Below are 24,253 nucleotides of genomic sequence, written 5' to 3' on the forward strand. Positions count from 1 at the left end.
AAGAACTATTAAGGCTTAATTTTAGCAGGTCAGTGATACCCTGCGTAGAAATCACAGTACAACATACCTTTAAATTACCCATTTCTTATGTCGTATAACGGCATTTTTAATTAGGAGGATACATTCAATGATTCGTTCTCGCATCTTAGCTACAGGCTTACTCAGTCTGTTTACCGTTGCCTGTTCAGGTGAGTCTGAAACAGTACTTTCACAAATCGATAATGTGCAAAAACCAACATCGACTAAATCTGATATTAGCGTTGAGTTTGACGATAAAATGCTATCAATCTCACCTGAGCTATTAAACTTAGCACAAGGTGAAAAAGGCGAATTTACAATAGTAACTCAACCTAACTTTCTAATAGACCAAGTTCAAGGGTGTGGTGCACTCCTTAACAAAAGTAAAAATAAAGTGCAGGTAATGGGTAATGGCAAAGTATGTACTATTAAAGTCACTAGCCGAGTAAGCAGCCCCCCCATTGCCGTAACAAGCTCAACATCAGGGTATGGCGAGTTTGTTGCACTCGCTCAAACCGTAGAACAAGGTAGTCATTTTGAGATTCAAGTAAAGCCACAACAAGATTACGAGTTAGAAAGCATCGAAGGGTGCGGCTCAGAGTACGATGCTGGTACTTGGGTTGTAAAAAATGCACAATCCCCATGTCACTTATTAGCAAAGTTTAAATCGTCATTTGATACCCCTGAAGCATTTACTCATACTATTCGCCTACCCGTGGTTGTGCATGTATTAGAAAACGACAACGTCCAAATAGAAGATTCTAAAATACAAAGACAGATTGAATTACTCAACTTACACTTTAGACAATCAAAATTGCTAGAAGATCTGGAAAACTTTTCAGGGCGTTCAAAAATTCCAGCCGCGCAAATACCTTTTATAGCTGATGTAGGCATTCAATTTTATTTAGCAACACATACCCCCAGCGATAGACCATTTAATGGGATTAATCGTGTTGCTGATCAGGGGTTTATTAGCGCTGCCAGTATCCTAGGCTCAATGTATGACAGTAATAAGTACATTAATATTTGGGTGGGCGAAAAATCACCTGAACAAGTTGATGATGCCGTCGCATATTTAGCGGGTACGTCTGAAGTTGCATCTGGGATTAGTATTGACTACCGCGCATTAGCGAACTACAACAGAACATTTGATCCAAATTTGAAAAAAACACTGACTCACCAATTTGGGCACTTTTTGGGGTTAATTGGGCATATTACTGAGGGCCCTGAGTCTGGTCATCGATTTTTGCCTTGCGGTGGGGATACACAACAAAGTCTAAACTGCCGCAACCAAGACTTACTGTTCAACTATATGCGAAATAATAGTGTCGATGATAACGATAAAAGGATGTTCTCAATAAGCCAAGCAGAAATAATGCGCAACTGGGTGACTTCTGGACCATTGAAGCAGTTATACCATAACAATATCGACAAACAATAAACTTCTCTTAGCGGATATAATTCAACTTACTGATATGCATACAATCATTAGGGTGAGTAAACTGGTTTATAGGAAATACCATTAAACCACTACTCAGCCTGATGGATGTATTACAGGACCAATAATAGACACTTTAGTATCGACCTTGTAAAAAATTCTATGGAACTGCCATTTCGCTAATATATCTGTCGAGATACTCTTCAAACTCGATAATAAAACGACTCATCACCTGATGCGAGCTTTGAATAAATACTCCCACTTTTCTGGCACCTTTAATGAAAAAATAAACCATATTCTTTGCTGAACCATTAAAGGGCAAGATCTCCCATTCCTTGATTGCCCTTCTTGATAACACGAATGTGCAACTCAATAGCAGAATAAGCGAATTTGCTCTCTATCTGCGTTGCTTTCACTTGCCATAGCCAGCTATTACAAGAAAGCGCCTTAGTATTGAATAAAACATCATCTTCTGTCGTCAAGTGTTTTATTACACACTGTAAATCAGTAGTAACTGTTTTTCAGCCTTTCCAATACATCATTTCTATGGATCTCGCAACATATGTACAGTATAAAGCTAAAATCGGCTCTGGTAGGGGCAATATTAATCACTTGAAGACCATCAGATAGGTTATACACAACAACGAGAAATGACACATTAATGATGTTCAGTATACTTTCAAAAACGCTGGCACGTCTATTTTTAAACAGCTTTATTGTTTTTTATCAATTTGTTATGCATTCATATTGCAACATACGACATTAGGGCGTGTTGAACTTTTAGGTATGAATTTTGTTAAAATCTAAGGCTTTCAATACTAGAAATGGACCACGCAGCATAAAAATCTATGTTAATGCTCATAACAACGCAGTGTAAGTCTTTGGTTGATCCCTTGAGGCAGTGCTATTCAAATGGTTTAATCGTGACGCAAAACTTATTACTTAAAGGGCTTGATAGAAGTTGAGCAACAAAAAATTTATTACTCCAAAAAAAGCGCATGTTTGGCCTTTATGCGCCATTATCGCCCATTTATGGGGAACAACCACATAATACAGACTTAATCTTGCTTAAAAACCAAACATGTCGTCATAATATTTACCTCGAAAAATAAACCCCTTTCGGTAATCGGGCTGTTGCTCTTTGAGGTATGAGTTTGATTCAAATCAAAGACTTTCATTACACGAAATGAGCAATGCAGCATAATAGCTTATGACAGTTGCGAATGACTGCTGTAAAAACACACAGCAAAGATCAACAGCCCCTAATATTCATTGTTAGAAGTCATCAGTCACAATATTGATTCCCGTGCGAGACAAAATACCATAGCAATTTGGGCAAGCACCAAAATCAATGCCACTGAGGTTCTCCAACGCATTTACCCTCGCTGTTGCCAAAGTAATACTATTAAGCTCTCCTTCAGATAACACAACCCCTGCATCTTCAGACAAGTTTAAAATACGATTAAATGCTTGTACTTCTGCATGCATACCGGGTAGCCCCTTAGGCTCTGACAGCAAGCGACCACCATCAGTCCAAAGCGTTTCACCGTCGTTTTCAAACAATAAATACTCTTGAATATATTTTCTAGTCAATGGATTTACTCGCTCGCCTAGCTTTGCATATTCAACTTCAACTCGATCCATGTATTTATCTATATCGTTGATTCTATATAGGCTTTCTCCATCCCCACTTTCAACTGTCGTGATCCAGCTTTCATTTTTTACATTACTATATCGAACAGGAATATTAATGTGTCCTTCTGTTTGCATCAGCTGATCGCCAATTTTAGTTTCTGCTTTTGCATAGGCTGCTGCTGAACGAAGGCGACTTTTACTTAGCTTAAACACATTGCTATTTGACTTTGAGAGCGACCAATACCGCGCTTCTTGTGATACCTCTTGCCTAAGTCTTTGTTCCGCCGATAAGTTTGCACCACCTCGAAAGTCTTCAGTAACAATTTCTTCGCCTGCACTTGGTAATGCACATGCCCCCTCTCCAGCGGCAAGTATATGTGTTGACGGCATACCTAAGAGTAAAGCCAGTAAGAGTGATTTTTTCATGATCAAACCTTTAAATAAATTTATGTAACTAAATCAATAATTAAATTGAGCAATATGAGCTAAAGCGGGTATTTGTGAGGCCTTCTCCAAGCTCTGTTGTAGCGCCGGCTTCACCAGCAACCTCCCCAGCTTCCCCTTCGGCTACTTCCTCACTGCCTACAGTTTCCAGTTCAATTTCACTTGCATCCGTGGTTGCCAAGTCCTCTAAAAGTGCCTCAAATTCTTCCCCAAATAATGACCCTGTAAACAGATAATCAACCAAAGGACCGGTTATTAATGGAAACAGGATTTCAGCCCAACCACCGTCAACATGGGTTTTCTCAACGCGCATAAAGCGTGCTATTTCATGTTGTTTTATTGCTGCAATTTCTTGCTCTTCTAAATGTAATTCCACCAACCCGCAATCAGCCAATTTTGCCTCTGTGAGTGTTTGCTTACTTTGCTCATTACTTAAGCCACAAAATGACTGCAATACTTCACTAGGTTCATCATAAGCAAGCTGTGCATATTCATAAGCTGCGTGGTATATAATTGACTCTCTTCTAAGTGGACGGTCTGTGGCTGGGATCCATTTTTTACCGTATTGATTCAAAACTAATGCAGACGCTTTATAAAGCTTGTGGTAGTTTTGGCCATTTTTGGCATAGAATGCATGTGCAGCATCTGCGCCTTGCATCTTTTCAATGGTTTGCAGTGCACCAACCATAGTGCCAAAAATAATCAATGGCGCATCATATTGTGGCAAAAGTGAATAAGGCGATGCGGTATACTTTGCATGATTAGGCATGTCGCTAAACTTGGTAAATGCAAACGTATCTAGATAAGGGGTTTGTATGCCCTCTGAGAGAATTTCATGGCGGGAGTTTATCTCTTTGGCCCAATCAGTACCGGTTGCATAGTGCCTTTTGTACACTTGGTGTACATCAGGAAAGCTTCTAGCTGCTGGGCGCATAACACTTAATGCATTTGTACTGAGAGTATTGGTTAAATAAGTCCTCAGTTTTGCCTTATCTTCACTGGTTAAACCAACGGTTGCCAAATAACCAAGGTAACCCAGCGCATCCAGATCCGTCTTTTTTTGCAAAAATTGCTCTGAAAGCACATAATTTAACGCTTCTTTATACACGCCAGATGCTGCCGATATCATTTTTTGATGACTAAATGTTTCCTCTTTGTTTACGCTAATTTTAGAAGCGAGTTTTATGGCAATAAAGCGTGGTGTTTCAGTGTTACTTTTTAAATCACTATAATTGTTCTCATAACGAGTACAGCTGTTTGATGCCTTAATATACGCTACTTTATCACTTGAATTACAGTTAGTGTCCGCAACAAAAGTAAGCTGATCCTTTTCAATATAAGTCGGTAAGACCATAGCACTTAAATCAGCAACACTACCTGGCTCTCGACTAGCCGCAGCAGCGGTTGCATCACTTTTTAATTGGGTCCAATCACCACTACTCATATGGTATTGATCATAGATTTGATATTGATTGCCGTCTTGATCTGCAACCGTAACCACGGCTTTCATTGGATAGACATAATCAGCCCCAATCACCTTACTTTGATGCTTGATACTAGAAAAAATATCATAAACAGCATCATAGTCAGCTTCTAAAAATACGCTGGATAATGGCGAAAAGTAATTTTTTGTATCGCTAATATCAGGTACTTCATTGATTCTAAAAATCAGGTTTTCAGGGTAGTCCTTTTCTTTTAAAGGCGCATGGAACGACTCGAAATCCAAAATTTCTGCTTCTTGCGCTAATAGTAAACTGTCTGGGTCTTTGCCATGAACATTCGGTACGTTGCCAATACCGCTAAGATGTTCCAATGTAGATAGCTTAAATGTTGCACGGCCAAATGTTCTATACTCTGGATAGTAAAGTGATAGGGAACGATTGCGGTCGCTTTGTACTAAGTACTTTTCATTATCTGCAATAAGTGCAACGCCAGCGTTTATGTTTCTTGATGCTGCTTGTTCATCGCTAAAATACTCCAGTCTAAATATCCCTCGTTCTGGCGCAAAGTCCAGCGCAGATGTAACCGATAGCTTATTATCAGTTCGTGTTAAATATTTATCTGATAAGTTACCAATATTATGTCTTAATTTTAGCCGAATCTTATTGCTTAAAGTGTCAACGATTTCAATTTCAAACTGTGCCAATACATCAGTCTGTGGATTTTTGTTTCCTAAATAAAGATACCGCGTCCCATCAGGATAAATAGTAGCAACTTCTCTTGCATTACTCGCGTTACTCAACACTACAGTATCTTTACTTGTGTAAGCATACCCTCCGATTCTAATATGCTTTTGTCCCGCAAGTTTTTTGGCTGCCTCACTATAAACAACCGGTGAGGCTCCAATCCCACCACAATTTTCTTCCCCTGAAGACAAAAAGGCATATGGCACACCAGCTAAGTGCTTAAGACTTACCACATAGTTACAATTTATATCTGGTTTCTGTATTACTACCGAACTCACCCCATTAATCGAAATCGAAAAGCTATTACCGTTATTCGTATAAGGTAAATATCGGCCCTCAACCCAGTTCCCCACACTACTTTTTAAACTATTTTGGGTAATGCCAAAACGCTGGATCACCGCTTCATCAATGGTAATACTGGCACAGTATGCCACGCTTGAAAAAGCCGATGCTACTGCAATTACGCAGCACCGCTTACTCAACAACTTGTTGTTCATACTAACGATTCCTGTTGTTGGCTTGTATTATATTTTGTTGTATTTACAAACCTAAATGATAAAACGTTTTTGTCAGCCCACTTTAATATGTGCCCCAAACGGCCTGTAATGCTTAATCAGCTGGGCATATACAATGAGCGTGACAAACTCGAATGTGTTTTTGCAAAGGTTGCACACTAAAATGCAACTTTGTGCGCAAAACGTTAACAGGCTAGCACTTATGCAAACAGAGTCGTTGTGAATAACCCTTAGTAAATCTTAATGCAACTTAAATTAAAAAATATCCAAAATAATCAGTGCTTTATATTTTTATAAAAATTTACTTTATAATTTTTTTGTTCATAAACTTGACGTCTATACAACACAAACGCATAAAGAACTAATCGAATTTGATTTTTTTCGCCCAGAAAAATTAGTCAGTTGAATTGTTTAGTACATCAATAAAAGGTAAACCAATAAGTAAAGTATAATCTGCCATATCTGCAGATATGGTGAGCTAGTCACCTTCAACCTGTATCCGGTGTTTAATTACGGAGGAGGAGCCAGATAGTAAACAAACTCAACTCTGAATAAGCGAATTTGCCCAATAAAGCTATTTAGTCCTTTACCTGCGCTACCATTACTACATAAAAGCGACTTGAAATTGAACGAAGCATCATCATTAGGTAATTAGTAATGTGAGTTGTTACATATTTACTATTTCAAAACCCCGTATACAAACCTGATGTTAAATGGAGAATTTGAATAAACATATATTAGGTGCGTATCAATACCTGAATTGCACTTGCCCAAAACCCCTCACTTAATACGTATCAATCAAACAATAAACACCTAGCCCTTCATAAGTGGCATAAAAGGGCCCAAAAATCACCGTAAAAAGCAAGTAAGAGATCATACCAGATAGCCATAAACCAATAATAAACAACTACCAAATGTTAACCATGTAAATAATTAACGTAAAAAGTTATAGGTGATTTTTTAATCTTTTCCGTTATCAAATTTATCAACTTTTATTCAGCAATAACTACATCCACGAAAAATTAAAAATATATTATTAATATTCAACAAATTAAATACATCTTCGCATTGTAAAAATATATTCAAACAATTATTAAGAACAAAAAAGAATACATTATTGCATTAAGTGATAAGTTGACCGCAACCCTAGTTTAGCTCAAAAAGCGAACGGCAAGTTCACTTTGCTAAAAACGCTCGAGTATAAACATATATACGCAAACATATTTAATGGAAAGAGAAACAAACATGACTAAATTACATATTTCGTTGGTTAGTGTATTAATAACTGGCTTACTTGGTGGCTGCTCTGGTAGCGGCGAAAATAAAGTCGAAAGCAAACCAAAGCTAGCAAATAGTATAAAACCGGCTCCGGTATCAGCCGTCACTTTACAGTTTAATAAGGAAGCGGTTAGCGTGACCCCCACAAGTCTATCGCTTACTAAAGACCAGTCTGGTGTTTTTACTATCAAGACAATGCCTGGCTACAAAATTGAACAGATTTCTGGTTGTAGTGCAAAGTTAAGTGAACAACACAATACAATTACACTCAACGGTGCAACTCAAGATTGTACCATCACTATTATAGACAAAATGCACATTGCCAATGTTGCAATTACAAGTACGGTATCGGGGCTAGGTGAACTACTTAATTTACCTCAATCAGTGCAAGAAGGGAGTCCGTTTTCATTTGACTCAAAAGCACGTTCAGGCCATAAAATAAAAAGTATTTCAGGGTGTGGCGTGACCAAGAAGTCACAAAATAACTGGCATGTAAGCAATGCTAAAGCACCATGTCATATTACAGCAACGTTTGAATCTAAGTTTCAAATGCCTGAAGCTTCAAAAGAGCTCATAAAATTACCCATTGTTGTACACACATTTGACAATGCCACAACCGTAATTAGCGATGCGCAAATACATGCCCAACTTTCACAACTAAACAGGCATTTTCGGGCTGAAAGTTTAGGCAATGAAACAGCTACAGTCAGTACAACATCAGCAATTGCGACACAAGATACCGGCATACAATTTTATTTAGCTTCAATAACGCCATCAGGTGAAGCAACTTCTGGTATTAACCGCATAGCCCACAGCGACATCGTTGAGCCTTTAAGCACAAATAAACCTGAATGGGACACATCACGCTACATTAATGTATGGGTTGGAGACTTTACAACAATTACAGGACTTAAGTTAGGTAAAACAACCCACATGCCAACAGACTCAAATAACCCAATAGGCATTGTTATCGACAGCAGTGTGTTTAACACAGATGAGAGTAACGTTTTAGCAAAACCTGCAAAACAAAATGCATCAATCGAGCAAATAAAGCCTGTACGAGATGGATTAAACACTGTGCTTACCCATCAAGTTGGGCACTTTCTTGGGTTACCAGGCTACGTCGTCGACAGTCCAAAAGCCCTACCTTGTGATGTAATAACAACTCAAAATGACCTCTGTGCGAATCAGCTAATACACTTGAATTTCATGCGTGAAACAGCCTTGGGTGGTAACAGACAACTATTCACCAAAAGCCAAGTTAAGCAAATGAGAACAACGCTTACCAGCGGTGCTCTTAAACCCTTATACGATAATTCGCAAGCTCGCTAAGCGCGAGCTGCTAGTTCCCATATACCTCAAAATTTTAGGTGTTGAAATGAAACGCAATAATCAGTTGCTACGCATTGCTTTGCTTCTTCTTATGTTTGGCTCATGTATATATGTGCTGTACAGCATGCCAAATGATATTCAGCGGTATGCCTGTTCACACCAACAAGCTTACGATGCCGTCAAGACACAGAAAAATGCCTGTTTTCTTCACAAGAAAAAAGAGGTAAGTATAAATAAATCAACATATTAGATGAGCTTGTCAGCTAGAGCATTTTGCATAATGCGCTAGCTGACAACACGGTGTACGACTTTTATACCAATCGTCTGCATTTGACAAAAAACAAACACATCCACGTTGCTTTTTCCACGAATTATGAGGTTAAAATGAAGCATAAACAAAAGTGCCAGCTTTTGCTGACTGCACAGAGCTTATTATTGCTCAGCATTGGTGTACATAGCCAATACACGCGAGCCGACGAAATTGTTATATCATCGGCATTATCATTACAAACTGGTGATACTATTGTACTTAAACCCAAAAATGCGCAGCCCAGTGACTTTGTTTGTTTGGGGAACGACAGAGACAGTAATTTAGCAACGCTTGCAGTGCCTGATCACCGTGGCGTGCCAGTATCATCAAGAGGTTTTTATAACCCTTGGTGCAAGTTTAACGTTGAAGTTGTCGATGCTCAGCGCGGTATTCTCAATCTAAGCATCCATCAAGATGCAACATATGACTATGCAGGACGTTACTTAAAACGATATTACCAAGACAAACAGTACGTTTCTATTACACCTGGTTGGACACCTCATGGAACTTCTGCCTTTAAAGTAATCTCGCAAGGGAGTGATTTAGTTGAGTTACAAGCGGACAATGGAAATTATGTTACAGCGTTTGGACGTACCATTAGTGTCAGTAATACTGGCGAGCGCCAATTTCATTTATATACATCAGCGGAAGATATCACTGACGGTAGCCCTGATGAGAAGGCGCCCGAAGAGGAAAGTGTAAACACTGATACCCCACTATCACAATCGCGAGCTTACATGGCCAGTACGCTCGATGGCTACCCTGCATATAGTAACAAAGATGGTTACGGTGAATATCAGCTCATTAATGAGACAAACCAAGATGCATTAACAATTTTATCATTTGAGCGCCAGCTAGCCCCTAACCAAAACGGCGCAACACTGGCTTTTGAATACAAAAGTTGTAATGCCGATGGCAAACCTAACACTCAATCTATGCAAGTATCCTCTTTTGGTATTCGTCTGGGTACACCAGCACCCACAAGCCTTGAAATTAAACCTAACTCAACTATTGGCCCGTTACTTAATGAAGAAGCCAATGGTATCGAGGTATTTTTTAGAGATACTTTTGGTCGTATGATAGGCGTATGGGGGCATAATCCAAGCGTCGACATTCGCAACTATATCTGGACTGATTATCAATATACAAATTGCCAATTTAAAGACGTTACTTTACATATTAATACCGACAACCAGCTTTCGCTTAATATTAACAAACACACCATTTTAGACAAAACACAGTTAACTGACGAGCAAGTGGCCAACATATACTCTAATCCAGTCACTTTTTTTGCAGGTAGTAATAGCACTGGTTTATCCCAACAAAGCAATAGTTATGCGATTCGTAATATTCGCTATGAAGGCATTGATGCCACTTTTAGTGCTGATCCCATAGCAAAGATCCCCTCTCTTACTCGTGATAACACACAAAACCCTAGTGAGTTTTCGTTACTAAACACAACAACCAATGCACCAAGCACTCGCAGCGTATTTTTACCGCCTTTAGAGCATGCAGAGTTTGGCTTTGAATTTGATTATCGCGTTTGCCCTACACGCAATACCACTCAAACAGATATTGGCCTAGCAATTAGCTTTAATCAAAGGGATGTTATTTCAAGCTATGAAAAAGCCAACTTAAATCGCTTAACACCTGAATTATACGGCCTACTAGAACCCGAAAAAACGCAAGGCGTTGCTTTGCATGTTGGCGTAAATAGCAACGCAAAACTACTTGATACATTTGATCATAACATTATGAACCGTGGAGCTGGTCAATCACTCATCGCTGATTGTACTTGGCATTCTGCCGTCCTTGGTACCAAAAGGGTAACAGACGATGTATCAGACTCCTTTGCTTTTGGCTTATATCTATCTCCGAACGATGCAGATAGCAAATACGGTCAAGCCAACCCTGATTATGCATTATCTGTTATGCACAATTTAAGTGCTGATATTGTATATGAATTTTTATCTCAACCTATTGGTTTACATGCTGCCAGCAAAGATTTTGAAGGTAGCTTTGATATTCGTAACTTAAACTATTCGCAAAACTTACGCATTGATGAGCCGCACGAAAACTTAACAACAACGCAAACCATATTGAATGTTGCTGAAGTATCGTTTGAAGAGGACACCGATGCTGACAAAGTAGCTAATTGGTATGAAGATTCTCGTTTTAACATTAATACTGAACCTACCTTACAAGGAACTAATATTTATAGCTTTAAAGGCAACTTGCAAGCATCAGCCAAAGACATATTTACTTATTTCAAGGAATATTTAACGCCAGACCAAAAAACGATGTACCTTTACTATCCTGAATTTGTGAAAATGTTCCACGCTTTACAGTTTAATACTCAGCAAGCTACACAGCAGCTTGGCGGGCACCCAAAAAGCCGAGGCAACGTCTGGATAAACGCTGTTGGTGCTTATTTGCAAAAACTACAAGCGCATAGGGTTAATAACGAAAGCATGGAAAACTTATCCAAACAAGAAAGTTTGGGTAAAACCATTTACTTAAAATCGATAACTCCATACATAAATAAACCCATAGAGACACAAAAAGCGGGCGTTACACTAACCAACACCCTCACTCGCGATATCATAGATGGATACTTTAGCGGTACATTTTTGGCTCATTCAGGGTTTGCTAAGGTGTCCGAGAGTGCGAAATACATCGTACAGTTTACCCGCTTTGACAATATTGCTGACCGACAATATGGTGCTGGCAACTACCCTATTCCTACCGTTAAAAATCCAGATCCAGACTGGCAAGAAGTAGAAAATTGGCGCTTGTTTCATCGCGCAGAAGTACCCGCTTTGTGGGCGTATGCAACGCTAGGATTAGATGTTTACGGTTATGGAAGCCGTGCAGCTGGCACAACATTGCGTGAATCCGAAGAAGCAAAAGATGCAGCAAGCCGACAAACTCGCGAATTTTACAAGCTCAATGGTCATAACGGCGATAAATTGTATGCTGCAGCGCAACGTGCAGTTGCGCAATATCAACAAGCCTATTTACCCGGTGCATTTGGTTCTGCAGGTTACGATCCAATGATTAGAGCTGCGCACTATGTCCGCAGAGCATACGCAAAAAACCTTCTTCAACATGTTGATGGGCAATTAGCTTCAGCCTGTACAACAAGTCAATTTGATTATGAGTTAATAAAAAACTGCTTCTACCCGCAACTGCAAGCTGACTTAAACAAAGTAGCTCGTATTCGCCAAGAAGCAATAAGCGACTTCATAACCCAAAAAGGCAGTAAAGGTTTTTTTGGCGGGTTTGTTGACTGGCTAATAATTTTACTACCCGTGGTAGAAGAAATTAGAGCCATGGACTTAGTCAGCACATTTAGCGCTGCGCTTGAAGAAGAAGGTATGTCAATGAGCAGTTTTGCAGAAGAAGGTATTACTTCATTAGAAGAAGAAGGTGCAAGCTTAGAGAGCGCTATTTTAGGACCTGAAACAGTAGAGGAAATCGACTTTGCTGCATTTTGCCCAATTTAAATCGGAGAATAACAATGATTAAAAGTATACTGATAACATCACTGTTAATATTATGCACAGTTAATGCTTATGCAATTGGAACGCAAACAAAAATAATAGATGAAAAGCCTTTTACTTATGCGTCAGATTTAAGTGAAGAGGCTAAAACTGAACTTTTCGAACGCTTTACCAATACAACCGCGGTGGTGGACAAAAGCGCAGCCGATTTTGCATATATAAATGATGTACTTGCCTACGAAGAGTCTGGTGTTGCCGCTGCGACATTAGCTGAATACCAAAATTCATTCCCTGAGGCTAGTAGACTTTTTGGTCGGCTGATTAACCAATCTAAATCAGCTATAGCTCGTTATACAAGAGATTTTACAGCAATTAATAACTATGCCCGCACAGGTATTGCTACAGGTGCAGATGACTTCGTTGCGGACCTTGCTGATACTCAGATGTATATGAATAACCTAGATACTGGGTTAAAGCATTTACCTAGATATACAGGCACAAGTTATCGCTACACTCGGGACTTTGGCATAGGTCGCAAGCTTACTAGCGGAGAAATAAAAGTGGGCGATGTGGTTGCTGATAAAGCTTATCAGTCAACTTCTAGCAACCTAAACTTTATGAACTCCACTAAAGCAGAGCAGTTTTATGGTAGTGCTGATGACCTGGTTTTTTACGAAATAGAAGGGGTGAATGGTCGCTTTTTACCTACGAACTTCACCGCGTATGGTCCTGCAAAAAACCAATTTGAAGTGCTTTTTCCAAGAAATACCGCATTTAAAATTGATGGTTATTCGCAATTTAAAAAAGTCATGACATCAGGAGGTGTAGCTAGGGAGCGCGTTGTAACATACATCAAGGTATCTGAAGTTGAGTCTGATCCCGAGGTAATGGAAAGTGCCTTAACCAGTCACAGTGGTGAGCTTATCAACGCTGTGAGCTGTATAGAGTAAATAAAAAGTTAAAAAAAATTCTACTAGGCTAGCAGTCGGGTTACTTTTCACTCGGCTGCTATTTCAAAAAAAGTAAGTAAATTATTCAAGCATATATAGTAACAATTCTGACTTATAAACACTCCCCCCATTTTACAACCCGTAATAATAAAAGCCAAAAATCCATTCAACACATAAAAAATAAAATAAAGTATATTGTATATCTTTTTAATAAAATGCTATAAACATATGGCTTTGTTTAAATTACGTACAGATAAGTGCAGTAATCAAAACAAGGCATCACCCATACACTAGTAAGGAAAACCTAATGGATACATACAATACAACATGTAATCTGTGCTGCGCGACGTTGCTTATGACCGGGTCATTTGCTGCATATGCACAGCAACCAGACATAGCGCATATCGAAGGGGTTAATACACCCACTATCAACGATATGTCCTCGAATCTAGCACAACAACTTGAGGATAGCTGTCAAACTGAATCTCCCTATGGAGGAAGAAACTTAACAAATGGAGATACTGTCTGCCTCTTCGATCAAAGCACTCGCTATTTGAGTATTGCGAACTCAAACCAACACGATAGTATTGCAATCAGCACCGGTTATGGTAACGGTAATTTGGATTTATACGCTAGAAATGGTGGCTGGCCAAATACCAATGGTGGTGATCCATCGTCAAAAAACCCTGATAATAACGAATGTATTATCATCAGCAACCCGAACCAATACTGGACATATATCACAGTATCTGGTCAAGCCTCAGGTGCATCTTTGGTGGTTGATTTAGGAGCAAATAGTTGTAAAACGACTGGAACTACACCACCGCCGCCGCCAGATGGAGGAGGTTATCAATATGATTATGCCAATATCAAAGTATATCGCTTTGAATTCTCTGATACACCATTAGAATGGCCCACCATGCAGCAGGAGTTAGATAAGGCGGCACAATACTACAGTGAGCAATCGTATGGTAAGTTTAATATGACCTACGATATTACAACGCCTGTCATAAAAATAAATGCCCCTAAAAGTCAGTATGATAATGACTTTCATGGTTGGACTGCATTGTGGAAATCTAAAGTAAGTGAGCTTGGTGTTAATCCTGATGATCCCGGTGCGGGCAATGTCGTCATGATGGTTGCACCTCAAGTTGGAAACTATAATTCAAGCGCAGCACCACCAAACATTACTTTATACCACCATACAGCTGGTGTTATTGCGCATGAGTTAGGCCATGCTTTGGGACTGCGTCATGCAAAAGCGCTAGAAGCAGGTCCTGGTAAAGTAATTGGTGTTGGCAATTATGACTCTGAAAGCCTTAATTACGGTAATATATACAGCATGATGGGTATGGGTGCTCACTCACTACAAGAGTACAACTTACTGTACAAAGAGTATTTTGGTTGGTTAAGTGCTTCGGATGTTCCACTAATCAATGCATCTGGTATCTATCGTATTTATGCCTTTGATCACGGCAGTAATAGCAATGGCAATATTGGATTAAAACTAAAATCAGGCAATGGTAGCTATACTTACTGGCTAGAATACCGTACAACGCACAGCCGTTATACAAATACTAAAAATGGCGTACTCATCAACCTACAAGGCTATTTTGAAAATGAACAAGATGCGCGTTTTTGGAAAACAACGTCTTATTTGTTAGATATGACCCCAGGTTCAAAAACACCCGGTTGGTGGGGTGATGACCAAACTGATTCAGAATTAGTGATTGGCAAAAGTTATACCGATCATTGGGGTGGTTTTAAAATAACGCCTATTCGTAAAGGCGGTACTGAAGGCACTGCACAAGCATGGATTGAAATTGAAGTCGAAATGCTTTAATTCGCTGATTCGCTTTAGTGGTAAGGTTTTCAACCTTGCCACTGTTAAACCCTCTGATAAGAAACATAAAATCAACACTGCATACATCATTATTTAATCTTTCTCTGTCAGTATTGCGCACTTTTACAATCAAGGAAACAACGATGAGGTACGCACTATTTGCAGCTGGCGTAATAAGCGCAGCATTATTCACGCAGCCATCAACCATGGCTCATTCATTTCATGTCACCCCCTACTTACAAACCGCAACCCCTTCAAGTATTTGGATCAGCTGGGAAACAAGTGGTGGCGAAGAGTCCATCGTACACTGGGGCACCACTAGGAATTTAGGGCAACAAAGTACAGGGCAAAGTAAAACAGGCCATATACTCAGTCGCATCCATGAAGTGCAATTAATCAATTTAACACCCGATACGGTTTATTTTTATCGCGTTAAAACACATGATGTAATGAGCGACATTCATAGTTTTAAAACGCCACCACTTGCGTCACAAGAGAAAAGTGCGCGTATTTTAGCAATGAGCGATATGCAACAAGACTCATCAAACCCAAATAAATTTAGAGATGTGATAAATACCGGCGTGATCCCGTACGTTGAAAATACGCTTGGCGTCAGTTTACATGAAGGGCTGAACATGACGTTGATCCCTGGTGACTTGGTCGATAACGGCAATCATTACAATAGTTGGAAAAATACTTTTTTTAACCCTATCGCACCGCTTGCCCGCCATGTACCCACCTACCCAGCACCAGGAAACCATGAAAACGATTCGCGTTATTTTTTTAATTACTTCAACTTACCCACAAATGGTTCCCCTAACTACCTTGAACATTGGTGGTTTAAAGATCATTCAAACATTCGTGTGATCTCTTTAGATACCAACTCTAACTACCGCATTGATGAGCAGCTGCAATGGCTAGATAATGTACTCACCCAAACCTGTAGCAACACCGATATTGATTTTGTATTTGCGCAAATGCACCACCCTCATAAATCAGAAATGTGGTTAGCAGGCGAAACCGATTATAGTGGTAAAATTGTTGCTAAAATTGAGCAGTTCTCAAGCTCGTGTAACAAACCAAGTATTCACTTTTTTGGCCATACGCATGCCTATTCGCGAGGCACCAGCCGAGATCATAAACATGCCATGGTTAATGTGGCGTCCGCTGGCGGCAATCTAGATTATTTCGACGAATATGCTCAAACCGACTACACCGAATTTGCCGTCAGCCAAGATGAATATGGCTTTGTTGTCGTAGATGTAGAAGCCGGTGACGATCCAGCATTTGAAATTAAACGCATCTCATTGGGTGATGAAAATACGCCACTAAATAATGTGATACGCGACACTTTAAAAGTGAAATTAAATAATACCGCCCCCTACACACCTGAGGTTTTATGGCCTCAAGCAGGGGCAATCAATGCCAGTTGCAACACAGCTACAGCTACCTTGTTTGCCGATGCTGACTTAGATTTATTTGGTGCAGCACACTGGCAAGTAAGTGGGCAGTGTGATGATTTTTCAACGCCCTTATTTGATCACTGGTATCAGCATAAAAACATTTGGAATGAACAGGACACCCAAGCAGGTAAAGCACCTAACAAAGTGGCTTTACAAGGTTTAGTAAAAAACCAGCAATATTGTGTAAGAGTACGTATGCGTGATCGAGCTTTAGCGTGGAGTCAGTGGTCATCTCCCATTGCCTTTACCACTTCAAGCTCAACACAACTCAGTGATAATTTGCTTCTCAACCCAGGAGCAGAACAAGCGGTTACCCACTGGCAAGGCACTGGCCCCATAGAGAGTCTTACTGATGGCCAATGTGATTCTGTCTCACCACACGATGGACGACATCTATTTGCTGTGGGCGGTATTTGCAACAATGAGCAAGACTTTGGTCAAGCATTTCAGCGCATTGATGTGCATAACTACGCAACCCTTATCGACCAAGGTGGAATAAAAGCGCATTACTCAGCTTTCATGCGTAACTTTAACGGCAGCGATACACCAGCTATCAAACTTGAATTTAAAGATGTGCAATTACAAACACTCACAACCAGCGCACCACTCAATGGTGCCAACTCCAGCTGGCAAGCATTTACCGGTAATGCATTAATACCCCCTCAAACTCGTTATATTGATTTTGTGCTCACTGGCACACGCAGAAATGGCACCGACAACGATAGCTATTTCGACTCACTCAACCTTCAAATACAAACTGAAACATCAAACTGCCCTACTATCAATAATCGGGGACCAAGCAACGCACCTATTGAGCATATTACTCAGCAAGTCGTGCCATCAGGTAATTTGCTGCAAAACCCAAGTGCAGAGACAGGGATAGATGGTTGGAGTGGTGCAGGCCCCATTGAATCTCTAAAAGCAGACCAATGTGATTCAGTTGTGCCCTTTCAAGGTGAACAGTTTTTTGCCATAGGCGGAGTATGCCAAGGTGAAACGGCACAAGGAAGCGTTTATCAACGTGTTGATTTACAAAGCTACAGTTCGCAAATAACACACGGTGCAATACAGCTTAATTTTGGCGGCATGTTACGCAACTACAGTGGAAAAGATACCCCATCTATCCAGCTCTCACTATTTAACCACGCTGGCGAGCTAATAGAACATAGCCCTGCGCTCACAACACAAAGTGCGCAATGGCAAAGTGCTACAGGTCAAATAACATTGCCTATTGATACCGCCTTTGTAGATTTTGTATTAACGGGTAAACGCAATCACGGCTCAGACAATGATAGCTATTTTGATGCACTTTATTTAACCATACAGCAGTAACGTTTAAACTGTGGCAGCGCACTGCTGCCACAAAACTAGATAACAACTAAAGAACATGCCTATACTGACAACATAATTAATAAAATAACTAACCCTATGACAAAAGAAGAGATAGATTTACTTGCCTATGAACTCGCTAATCTTCGTCTAAAAGCAGACCTAACATTAGCACCTCAGTACCCTGCTTTTTCAGATAAACCTTACCCGCTTGGCCGGTGTCTTGAAATACGCGATGAGATGTATAAATTGATCCATGCGCAACTGGCGCATAACAGCGAATCTCTCGCACCTCTTGCACATTACATGCAAAGCGCTCAAAAAGAACTCCAAAAAGTATGGGGATCGCTCAGAGACGAATATTTTCAAAATGCCATTGTTGTAGGGCACTGGTATATTGACTGTGCCAATGACACAGTCAATGCCAACAAACCTAGGGTTGAGATAAAAAAGCTTGAACAATCTGGTTTTTCAGCCATTAAGGACTTTGAGCAATTTGTAAAAATTGCCCAGTCATACTGGCAAGTGACTGTTTATCAAAATACGGCTTTTCCAGCTTTAGCACCTTATTTTCCGCTAATTTGTGAAAATGAAAAAGGTGCCAGTTGGCTTGCAGCAGCAAACGATGACATGCTAAAAGTTGCCATGAACAGTGAATTTGCTTTATCACAAAGAATCTTAGCTAACCTGCCACCGCCCCCTAAAGCAATGCAAGTACGTTGGCGTCAAATAATAAGCAAAATGCCCAATCCAGATGAGCTTTTAACACACCAAGGAGACCCACTCTCATTTTGTAAAAGTTACAGTGAATCAAATTTAGCGACTGATTTAACATTTAGAGATAAAGCGGTACGTGCTTTTATGAGTTTACCTAAAGGCGCATAAAAATTGACTCTGACTCACACATTTCATAAAATTTTAATAACTATAGTGGATGATTTTATTGCGTGTTTTACAATTAATAAACGATACCGAAGTATTAAGTACTTGAGGAATTAAATGATTAACGCTGAACAGATGTCCGCAGTACTGGCGGCGTTACCAGATCCTGCTTTTTTGCTATCACGCAGTGGCAAGTACGTTGCTATTTTTGGTGGTAAAGATGAACGTTATTATCATGATGGTAGCAACTTAATAGGCAAATCTATTAATGATTTAATAGTACCAGAAAAAGCTAGCTGGTTTATTGACACCATTGCGCGTGCATTAGACTCGCAAGCGTTGCTAATTGAAGAATATGAACTAAGTAATCAAGATGTTAAAGGCCTACCCAAACAAGACACCACCGAAAAAATGTGGTTTGAAGCCCGCATAACCCCCCTCGATTTTAAAGTAAATGACGAAGATATGGTGTTATGGGTTGCCAGTAATATTTCTCAGCGACGCCGACTTGAAACACAACTTAGAGAACAAAGTGACACAGACTTACTCACGGGGCTATTCAATCGCCGACGTCTTGAACGTGAATTAAGCTATCACTTTAATGCGTTTAAAAGACACGATTATTGTGTATCAATCCTCATGTTTGACCTTGATCATCTCAAAGCCTTAAACGACAGTGCAGGCCACCACGCTGGCGATAAAGCAATTTGCAAAGTTGCCAGTACATGTCAAAAAACATTACGCCAAACAGACATCCTTTGCCGTTTTGGAGGCGATGAATTTGTGGTTATTTTACCCCACATACAAAAAGATAAAGCCATTCAAACAGCGCAACGACTGCGCCAAAATGTTAAGCTAGCATTTAAGGGAAGCCAAGATTTTGGGCTAAACACCATTACTATTAGCGTTGGTGTTACTGAAATTTTAGCGTCTGATCCATCATACACACAAGCACTTAAGCGCGCAGATGCAGCAATGTACAAAGCCAAGAATCAAGGACGAGACAGGGTGTGTGCACAGTAACCCTTCTCTTTCAGGTATTGTCTTAAAGTCTTGACGAATTTGTTGCACAAGCACCAAAAAGCACCTAACTCGTAGCGCAGCTTAAGACTAAATTTAGCACCACTTCATTGGCTTATCTACAATTCACAAAGTGATAACAACGACTCATTTTTTGCTGCCCTAAACTTAGTATATAAGCCAAACGCAGTAGGTGGCGCTATGAAAAAATACGTTAAGTACATTGCATCCATTATATTAATTGCAACGACTATAGTTTGTATACTTTTGTATGGGCCTATGCTGAGAAAAGATGAATATAGTCATAGACAAGTGCAGGCAATAGCCCCAAGTGAAAGCAATTTATTGCTTGATTTTTATCCGCACATTTCCCAAGTACCCCGCCCAAAGGACCCCTATCCATTTCCCATCAACCTTGGGCAAATAGGGCCATCAACAAACTTATATTCCGGTCCAAATCAATACCCATTTTTCTGCATGACGGTTGACTCGGGGCTCGGGCAACCTGAAGTAGATAACCAACAAGGGTATGGTGTTGCTGTGTTTGATCAACATAATAAGATGATCGGGTACAGCAAAGATTGCGCTTTAAAAACTAAGCTTGAGTATTACACTTTGGATAAAAGCTTAACTCCAAAACAGCTCGGTGCAACCCAAGCTAAACACCATCAAGGACCGCTATTTAGAGTTGAAAGAGGCACAATAAATCGTTTCATTTACACCCTTATTATGCCAATTTCAAACCAAGAAGTAGGTGACAGACTAACGCAATCTCAATGGAACAAGCGGTTAATTTATCAATTTAATGGCGGCTCTGGTATTGGTTACCGCCAAGGTCGACAGCATGCTTGGAAAGTAATGCAGCGCCAAGCACAGCAATTACTTGATGGTTATGCCGTAATAAGCTCTAGCGGCAACAAAACCAGTTACACCTACAATATGCTATTGGCAGAAGACACCGCACGGCGCGTTAAAAAACAATTTACTAGCTTGTATGGTGAGCCGCTTTATACCGTCGGTGTTGGCGGTTCTGGTGGCGGACTTGCACAATACCTGATTGCGCAAAATAGCAGCGGGATTTTAGATGGACTCATTCCACTTTATAGCTACCCAGATATGATAACCCAAACCACCTATGCGCTAGATTGTGACTTACTCAACAACTACTTTACGTTTAGAGCAGACAATAGGAAGTCGTGGTTAGATTGGGAGCGCAGACGGCTAATTGAAGGCATGAATGCCATTAATGACTTTCCTCAACGCGCGGGTTTTTTACAACCATTAAACCAATTAATGGCAGGGTTTGTGCCCTCTTTCCCTGATGGCAATAGCGAATGTATTAACGGTTACTTTGGACTATCTGCATTTATAAATAACCCCAAACAAGGTTTTTTAAGGCAATTTTTTGCAAAACCTGTGATAGCACACACTAACTGGAGTTATTGGCAAGATATGCAGCATATTCTTGGCACTAATAAACAAGGTTTTGGCCTGAGCACTTGGGACAACGTTGGCGTGCAATATGGTATAAATGCCTTACTTAAACAGCAGATTTCAATGGATGAATTTTTAGATATTAATCGCCAAATAGGCGCATGGAAAGCTCAAGAACACATGCATAAAGAACATATCATTACACCATTGGGCACCAAGGTTCCGCTTTGGTTATCACTGTGGGGTAGCGATAACATTACACAACCTCAAGATGGGGTTGCGCCTCGTCATCATGGCTCTGTCAAAGCAATGCAAGCAGCTTATCGTTCTGGACAAGTATTTTTAGGTAAAGTACACCTGCCTATAATAGACGCCCGACATTACTTAGAGAATGAACTCGATATGCATCACATGTCTGCCTCATTTTATAGCCGCTTACGCATAGAGAAAATGCAAGGTCACAGCAAAAATCATATTATTTGGGTAGCGCACAAGGAATATGACCCAACCGTTAAGGCCTTTGCAATGATGGATGAATGGCTATTAAGTATCAAGCATGGTACGCCCGAAGAGGTTGTTAAAGCAAAACCTAAAGCACTAAAAGACAGTTGCTTTAACGAAGACGGCAGTGTTTATTCAGCAGGGCCAAAGGTCTTTGATGGGCAATGGAATAACCGTATTGAGGGCCAGTGTCAATCGCGTTTTCCTATGTACAGCACAAGTCGGATTGAAGCAGGTGCGCCATGGGCAGGAGACATGTTTAAATGTGCTTTAATAAATGTTGAGTTAGCAATCACTCGCGGTATTTACGGTACTAACTTGTCCGAGCAAGACGTGAGTGCTCTAAAAACAATTTTTGCACAAGGCGTGTGTGATTATAGCCAAGGCGATATCGGCAGACCAAAGGACATTTAATTTAAAAGGTTTTTTGTTATAGTTATGCCTTACTCATTACTAAGGTACAACATGGAACAGCTCTTTTCGTATGGTACGCTGCAGCAAATTCAAGTGCAATTAGACTCTTTTGGTAGAAAACTCGAAGGTCATAAAGACACATTAATGGGCTACTTAGTAAATGAAATAACCATAACCGACCCAGCCGTTATAGCCAGTAGCGGTAAAAATGTTCATCCAATTTTAGTGTATACTGGTAAAACCTATAACCTAGTTGAAGGCACTGTATATTCGCTGACTGATGATGAGCTAACCAAAGCCGATGACTATGAAGTAGATGACTATGTGCGCGTAGAGGCCAAGCTTAAATCAGGTAAACGTTGTTGGATTTACGCGGCATCTAAACCACTATGACAAAAACTGAAAAACGCTTAGAAAAGCAATTAACCTCACTGCTCACAAATGCGTGTAATACCTTAAAAAACGAGCTTCCTCAGTTTTGTTACTTAAGCCATACAGCCTCTTTAAAAAAGTTAAACACAACACTGTTGGTGCAACTGTTTTGTTCGCAGAGCTTAAGTGCAACTCAATTGCAAACTGCCACTCAAGTATTAAATACACATTTATCAGCACTTAACTGCACACTTAAAGCAACTCAACTTAAAATCACATTGCTTGACTAAACAGCGCGGTTAGAATTTGTGCGAAATTGTTATTAATTGTATTTACATATTCAAACCTTTTTGTTTCTAAAGTACGATCTGCAAAATTTCTTAAAAATATCTATAAGGATATATTATGTCTCATTTCAAATTAGGCACTATTGCGCTTTGCAGCCTACTCGTCAGCGCATGCTCTTCAGATACTAATTCAAACTTAGTTAAAACCGAGGCTATTTGGTCTGATATTTTGGTTAAGTCTGATGGTGATATCAGCAAAGTTGTTGCAGAACTCAACGTAAGTAGCAGAAACGGCAACAATATAAATTTAGTGCAAGGAGATAAACTCTCGGTCACAGCAACAAACAATGCTATTTCAGCAAACATGACTAAAAATATGGACAAAGATAACAAGATTTTTGATATTGATTATCGAGCAAACTTTCCATATTACCAAGCTGATACTCAGTATGAAATTAGGCTTTATAGAGCCAAAGATAAAGTTACGCTTAGTAGCAAAGTAACACTTCCAGAACCTATTTTGATACTTGCGCCACAGGCTTACCAAACATTTTCTGCAGATAGCGCTTTGGAGCTGCGATGGGCTAAAGCAACGAAAATTATAGGCGATCAATCACTTAAAATAAACGTTGATAGTACTTGCAAGCATGGTGAGAAAGAAATCACCAAATCTTATAATTATAATGATATAAAAGATGATGGAATACAGGTTGTTGATTTTGAAACCATTGGCCTTTTTAAGAATGAAGAACTAAACAGTAACTTTACCTGTACGGTTAAATTTAGTTTTGAACGCAGGCGTTATGGCTCGGTTGATGGCCGCTACGCATCAAGTAGCAGAACGTACGCCACACAAACCAAAATATTAGAAAACATCAACATAACTATCAAATAACCCGCTTTTTAAGCAAGTGTCACTCGCAGACACTTGCTTCTATCAAAGATTTCCAAAAATAATTAACAAATATGTAATTTAAGTTCCCTAAAGTTCTACCGATAAGGTAGGCTATACTCAACGACGTATGGCAAGTGCATGGAAGGGATAAGTTTTCTTGCCAATAAAAATTAAAATTGAATTGTAACTAGGAAGTTTATCAAA

General features: G+C 39.8%; 14 protein-coding genes. 12 read left to right on the plus strand and 2 right to left on the minus strand.

All coding sequences use genetic code 11. The features are described 5' to 3' along the window. The first annotated feature begins 127 nt into the window (after positions 1–127). Positions 128–1,459: a M43 family zinc metalloprotease gene (locus OCI93_RS05315; RefSeq protein ID WP_261625932.1), complete on the plus strand. Its 1,332-nt coding sequence runs from the start codon at positions 128–130 to the stop codon at positions 1,457–1,459. 1,272 nt (positions 1,460–2,731) lie between these two features. On the opposite strand, the gene OCI93_RS05320 is transcribed toward OCI93_RS05315, so the two are convergent. After that, positions 2,732–3,517: a YwqJ-related putative deaminase gene (locus tag OCI93_RS05320; protein ID WP_261591261.1), complete on the minus strand. Its 786-nt coding sequence runs from the start codon at positions 3,515–3,517 to the stop codon at positions 2,732–2,734. A 40-nt stretch (positions 3,518–3,557) separates the two neighbouring features. After that, on the minus strand, positions 3,558–6,218 hold the full coding sequence (locus OCI93_RS05325; RefSeq protein ID WP_261625933.1) for a hypothetical protein: 2,661 nt from the start codon (positions 6,216–6,218) through the stop codon (positions 3,558–3,560). Positions 6,219–7,481: 1,263 nt separating this feature from the next. Between OCI93_RS05325 and OCI93_RS05330 the strand changes: the two genes are divergently transcribed. From OCI93_RS05330 to OCI93_RS05380, 11 genes are all read left to right on the plus strand, one after another. Further along, entirely contained in the window at positions 7,482–8,846 is a 1,365-nt protein-coding gene (locus OCI93_RS05330) for a zinc metalloprotease (protein WP_261625934.1), read from the plus strand. 384 nt (positions 8,847–9,230) lie between these two features. Then, the gene (locus OCI93_RS05335) at positions 9,231–12,662 is read left to right on the plus strand and encodes a hypothetical protein (RefSeq protein ID WP_261625935.1); all 3,432 of its coding nucleotides are present in this window, start codon (positions 9,231–9,233) and stop codon (positions 12,660–12,662) included. A 14-nt stretch (positions 12,663–12,676) separates the two neighbouring features. Beyond that, entirely contained in the window at positions 12,677–13,609 is a 933-nt protein-coding gene (locus tag OCI93_RS05340) for an ADP-ribosyltransferase (protein WP_261625936.1), read from the plus strand. Between the two features lie 307 nt (positions 13,610–13,916). Continuing rightward, a complete protein-coding gene (locus OCI93_RS05345) occupies positions 13,917–15,452 on the plus strand; it encodes a pre-peptidase C-terminal domain-containing protein (protein WP_261591256.1) in 1,536 nt (511 codons plus the stop codon). A 143-nt stretch (positions 15,453–15,595) separates the two neighbouring features. Continuing rightward, positions 15,596–18,247 (plus strand): purple acid phosphatase family protein, encoded by a 2,652-nt coding sequence (locus tag OCI93_RS05350; RefSeq protein WP_261625937.1) that lies wholly within the window; start codon positions 15,596–15,598, stop codon positions 18,245–18,247. A 96-nt stretch (positions 18,248–18,343) separates the two neighbouring features. After that, positions 18,344–19,129 carry a hypothetical protein gene (locus OCI93_RS05355; RefSeq protein WP_261591254.1) on the plus strand — a complete coding sequence of 262 codons (786 nt, stop codon included), beginning with the start codon at positions 18,344–18,346 and terminating at the stop codon, positions 19,127–19,129. A gap of 114 nt (positions 19,130–19,243) precedes the next feature. Beyond that, entirely contained in the window at positions 19,244–20,149 is a 906-nt protein-coding gene (locus tag OCI93_RS05360; protein ID WP_261625938.1) for a sensor domain-containing diguanylate cyclase, read from the plus strand. Positions 20,150–20,347: 198 nt separating this feature from the next. Continuing rightward, on the plus strand, positions 20,348–22,495 hold the full coding sequence (locus tag OCI93_RS05365; RefSeq protein ID WP_261625939.1) for a DUF6351 family protein: 2,148 nt from the start codon (positions 20,348–20,350) through the stop codon (positions 22,493–22,495). 51 nt (positions 22,496–22,546) lie between these two features. Then, positions 22,547–22,888: a gamma-glutamylcyclotransferase family protein gene (locus OCI93_RS05370; protein WP_261625940.1), complete on the plus strand. Its 342-nt coding sequence runs from the start codon at positions 22,547–22,549 to the stop codon at positions 22,886–22,888. Continuing rightward, the gene (locus OCI93_RS05375; RefSeq protein WP_261591250.1) at positions 22,885–23,157 is read left to right on the plus strand and encodes a hypothetical protein; all 273 of its coding nucleotides are present in this window, start codon (positions 22,885–22,887) and stop codon (positions 23,155–23,157) included. The genes OCI93_RS05370 and OCI93_RS05375 overlap by 4 nt, the downstream gene beginning before the upstream one ends. Before the next feature lie 115 nt (positions 23,158–23,272). Continuing rightward, positions 23,273–24,049, plus strand: coding sequence for a hypothetical protein (locus OCI93_RS05380; protein ID WP_261625941.1), 777 nt, complete (start codon positions 23,273–23,275; stop codon positions 24,047–24,049). The last annotated feature ends 204 nt before the right edge of the window (positions 24,050–24,253 follow it).

The sequence above is a fragment of the Pseudoalteromonas holothuriae genome (assembly GCF_945859825.1).
GTDB lineage: Bacteria > Pseudomonadota > Gammaproteobacteria > Enterobacterales > Alteromonadaceae > Pseudoalteromonas > Pseudoalteromonas holothuriae.

What these genes read in the sequence shown, in the direction of transcription:
- OCI93_RS05330 (WP_261625934.1), top strand. Translation starts at nt 7,482, where the DNA reads ATGACTAAATTACATATTTCGTTGGTTAGTGTATTAATAACTGGCTTA.
- OCI93_RS05355 (WP_261591254.1), top strand. Translation starts at nt 18,344, where the DNA reads ATGACAAAAGAAGAGATAGATTTACTTGCCTATGAACTCGCTAATCTT.
- OCI93_RS05370 (WP_261625940.1), top strand. Translation starts at nt 22,547, where the DNA reads ATGGAACAGCTCTTTTCGTATGGTACGCTGCAGCAAATTCAAGTGCAA.
- OCI93_RS05325 (WP_261625933.1), bottom strand. Translation starts at nt 6,218, where the DNA reads ATGAACAACAAGTTGTTGAGTAAGCGGTGCTGCGTAATTGCAGTAGCA.
- OCI93_RS05335 (WP_261625935.1), top strand. Translation starts at nt 9,231, where the DNA reads ATGAAGCATAAACAAAAGTGCCAGCTTTTGCTGACTGCACAGAGCTTA.
- OCI93_RS05315 (WP_261625932.1), top strand. Translation starts at nt 128, where the DNA reads ATGATTCGTTCTCGCATCTTAGCTACAGGCTTACTCAGTCTGTTTACC.
- OCI93_RS05375 (WP_261591250.1), top strand. Translation starts at nt 22,885, where the DNA reads ATGACAAAAACTGAAAAACGCTTAGAAAAGCAATTAACCTCACTGCTC.
- OCI93_RS05345 (WP_261591256.1), top strand. Translation starts at nt 13,917, where the DNA reads ATGGATACATACAATACAACATGTAATCTGTGCTGCGCGACGTTGCTT.
- OCI93_RS05340 (WP_261625936.1), top strand. Translation starts at nt 12,677, where the DNA reads ATGATTAAAAGTATACTGATAACATCACTGTTAATATTATGCACAGTT.
- OCI93_RS05360 (WP_261625938.1), top strand. Translation starts at nt 19,244, where the DNA reads ATGATTAACGCTGAACAGATGTCCGCAGTACTGGCGGCGTTACCAGAT.
- OCI93_RS05365 (WP_261625939.1), top strand. Translation starts at nt 20,348, where the DNA reads ATGAAAAAATACGTTAAGTACATTGCATCCATTATATTAATTGCAACG.
- OCI93_RS05350 (WP_261625937.1), top strand. Translation starts at nt 15,596, where the DNA reads ATGAGGTACGCACTATTTGCAGCTGGCGTAATAAGCGCAGCATTATTC.
- OCI93_RS05380 (WP_261625941.1), top strand. Translation starts at nt 23,273, where the DNA reads ATGTCTCATTTCAAATTAGGCACTATTGCGCTTTGCAGCCTACTCGTC.
- OCI93_RS05320 (WP_261591261.1), bottom strand. Translation starts at nt 3,517, where the DNA reads ATGAAAAAATCACTCTTACTGGCTTTACTCTTAGGTATGCCGTCAACA.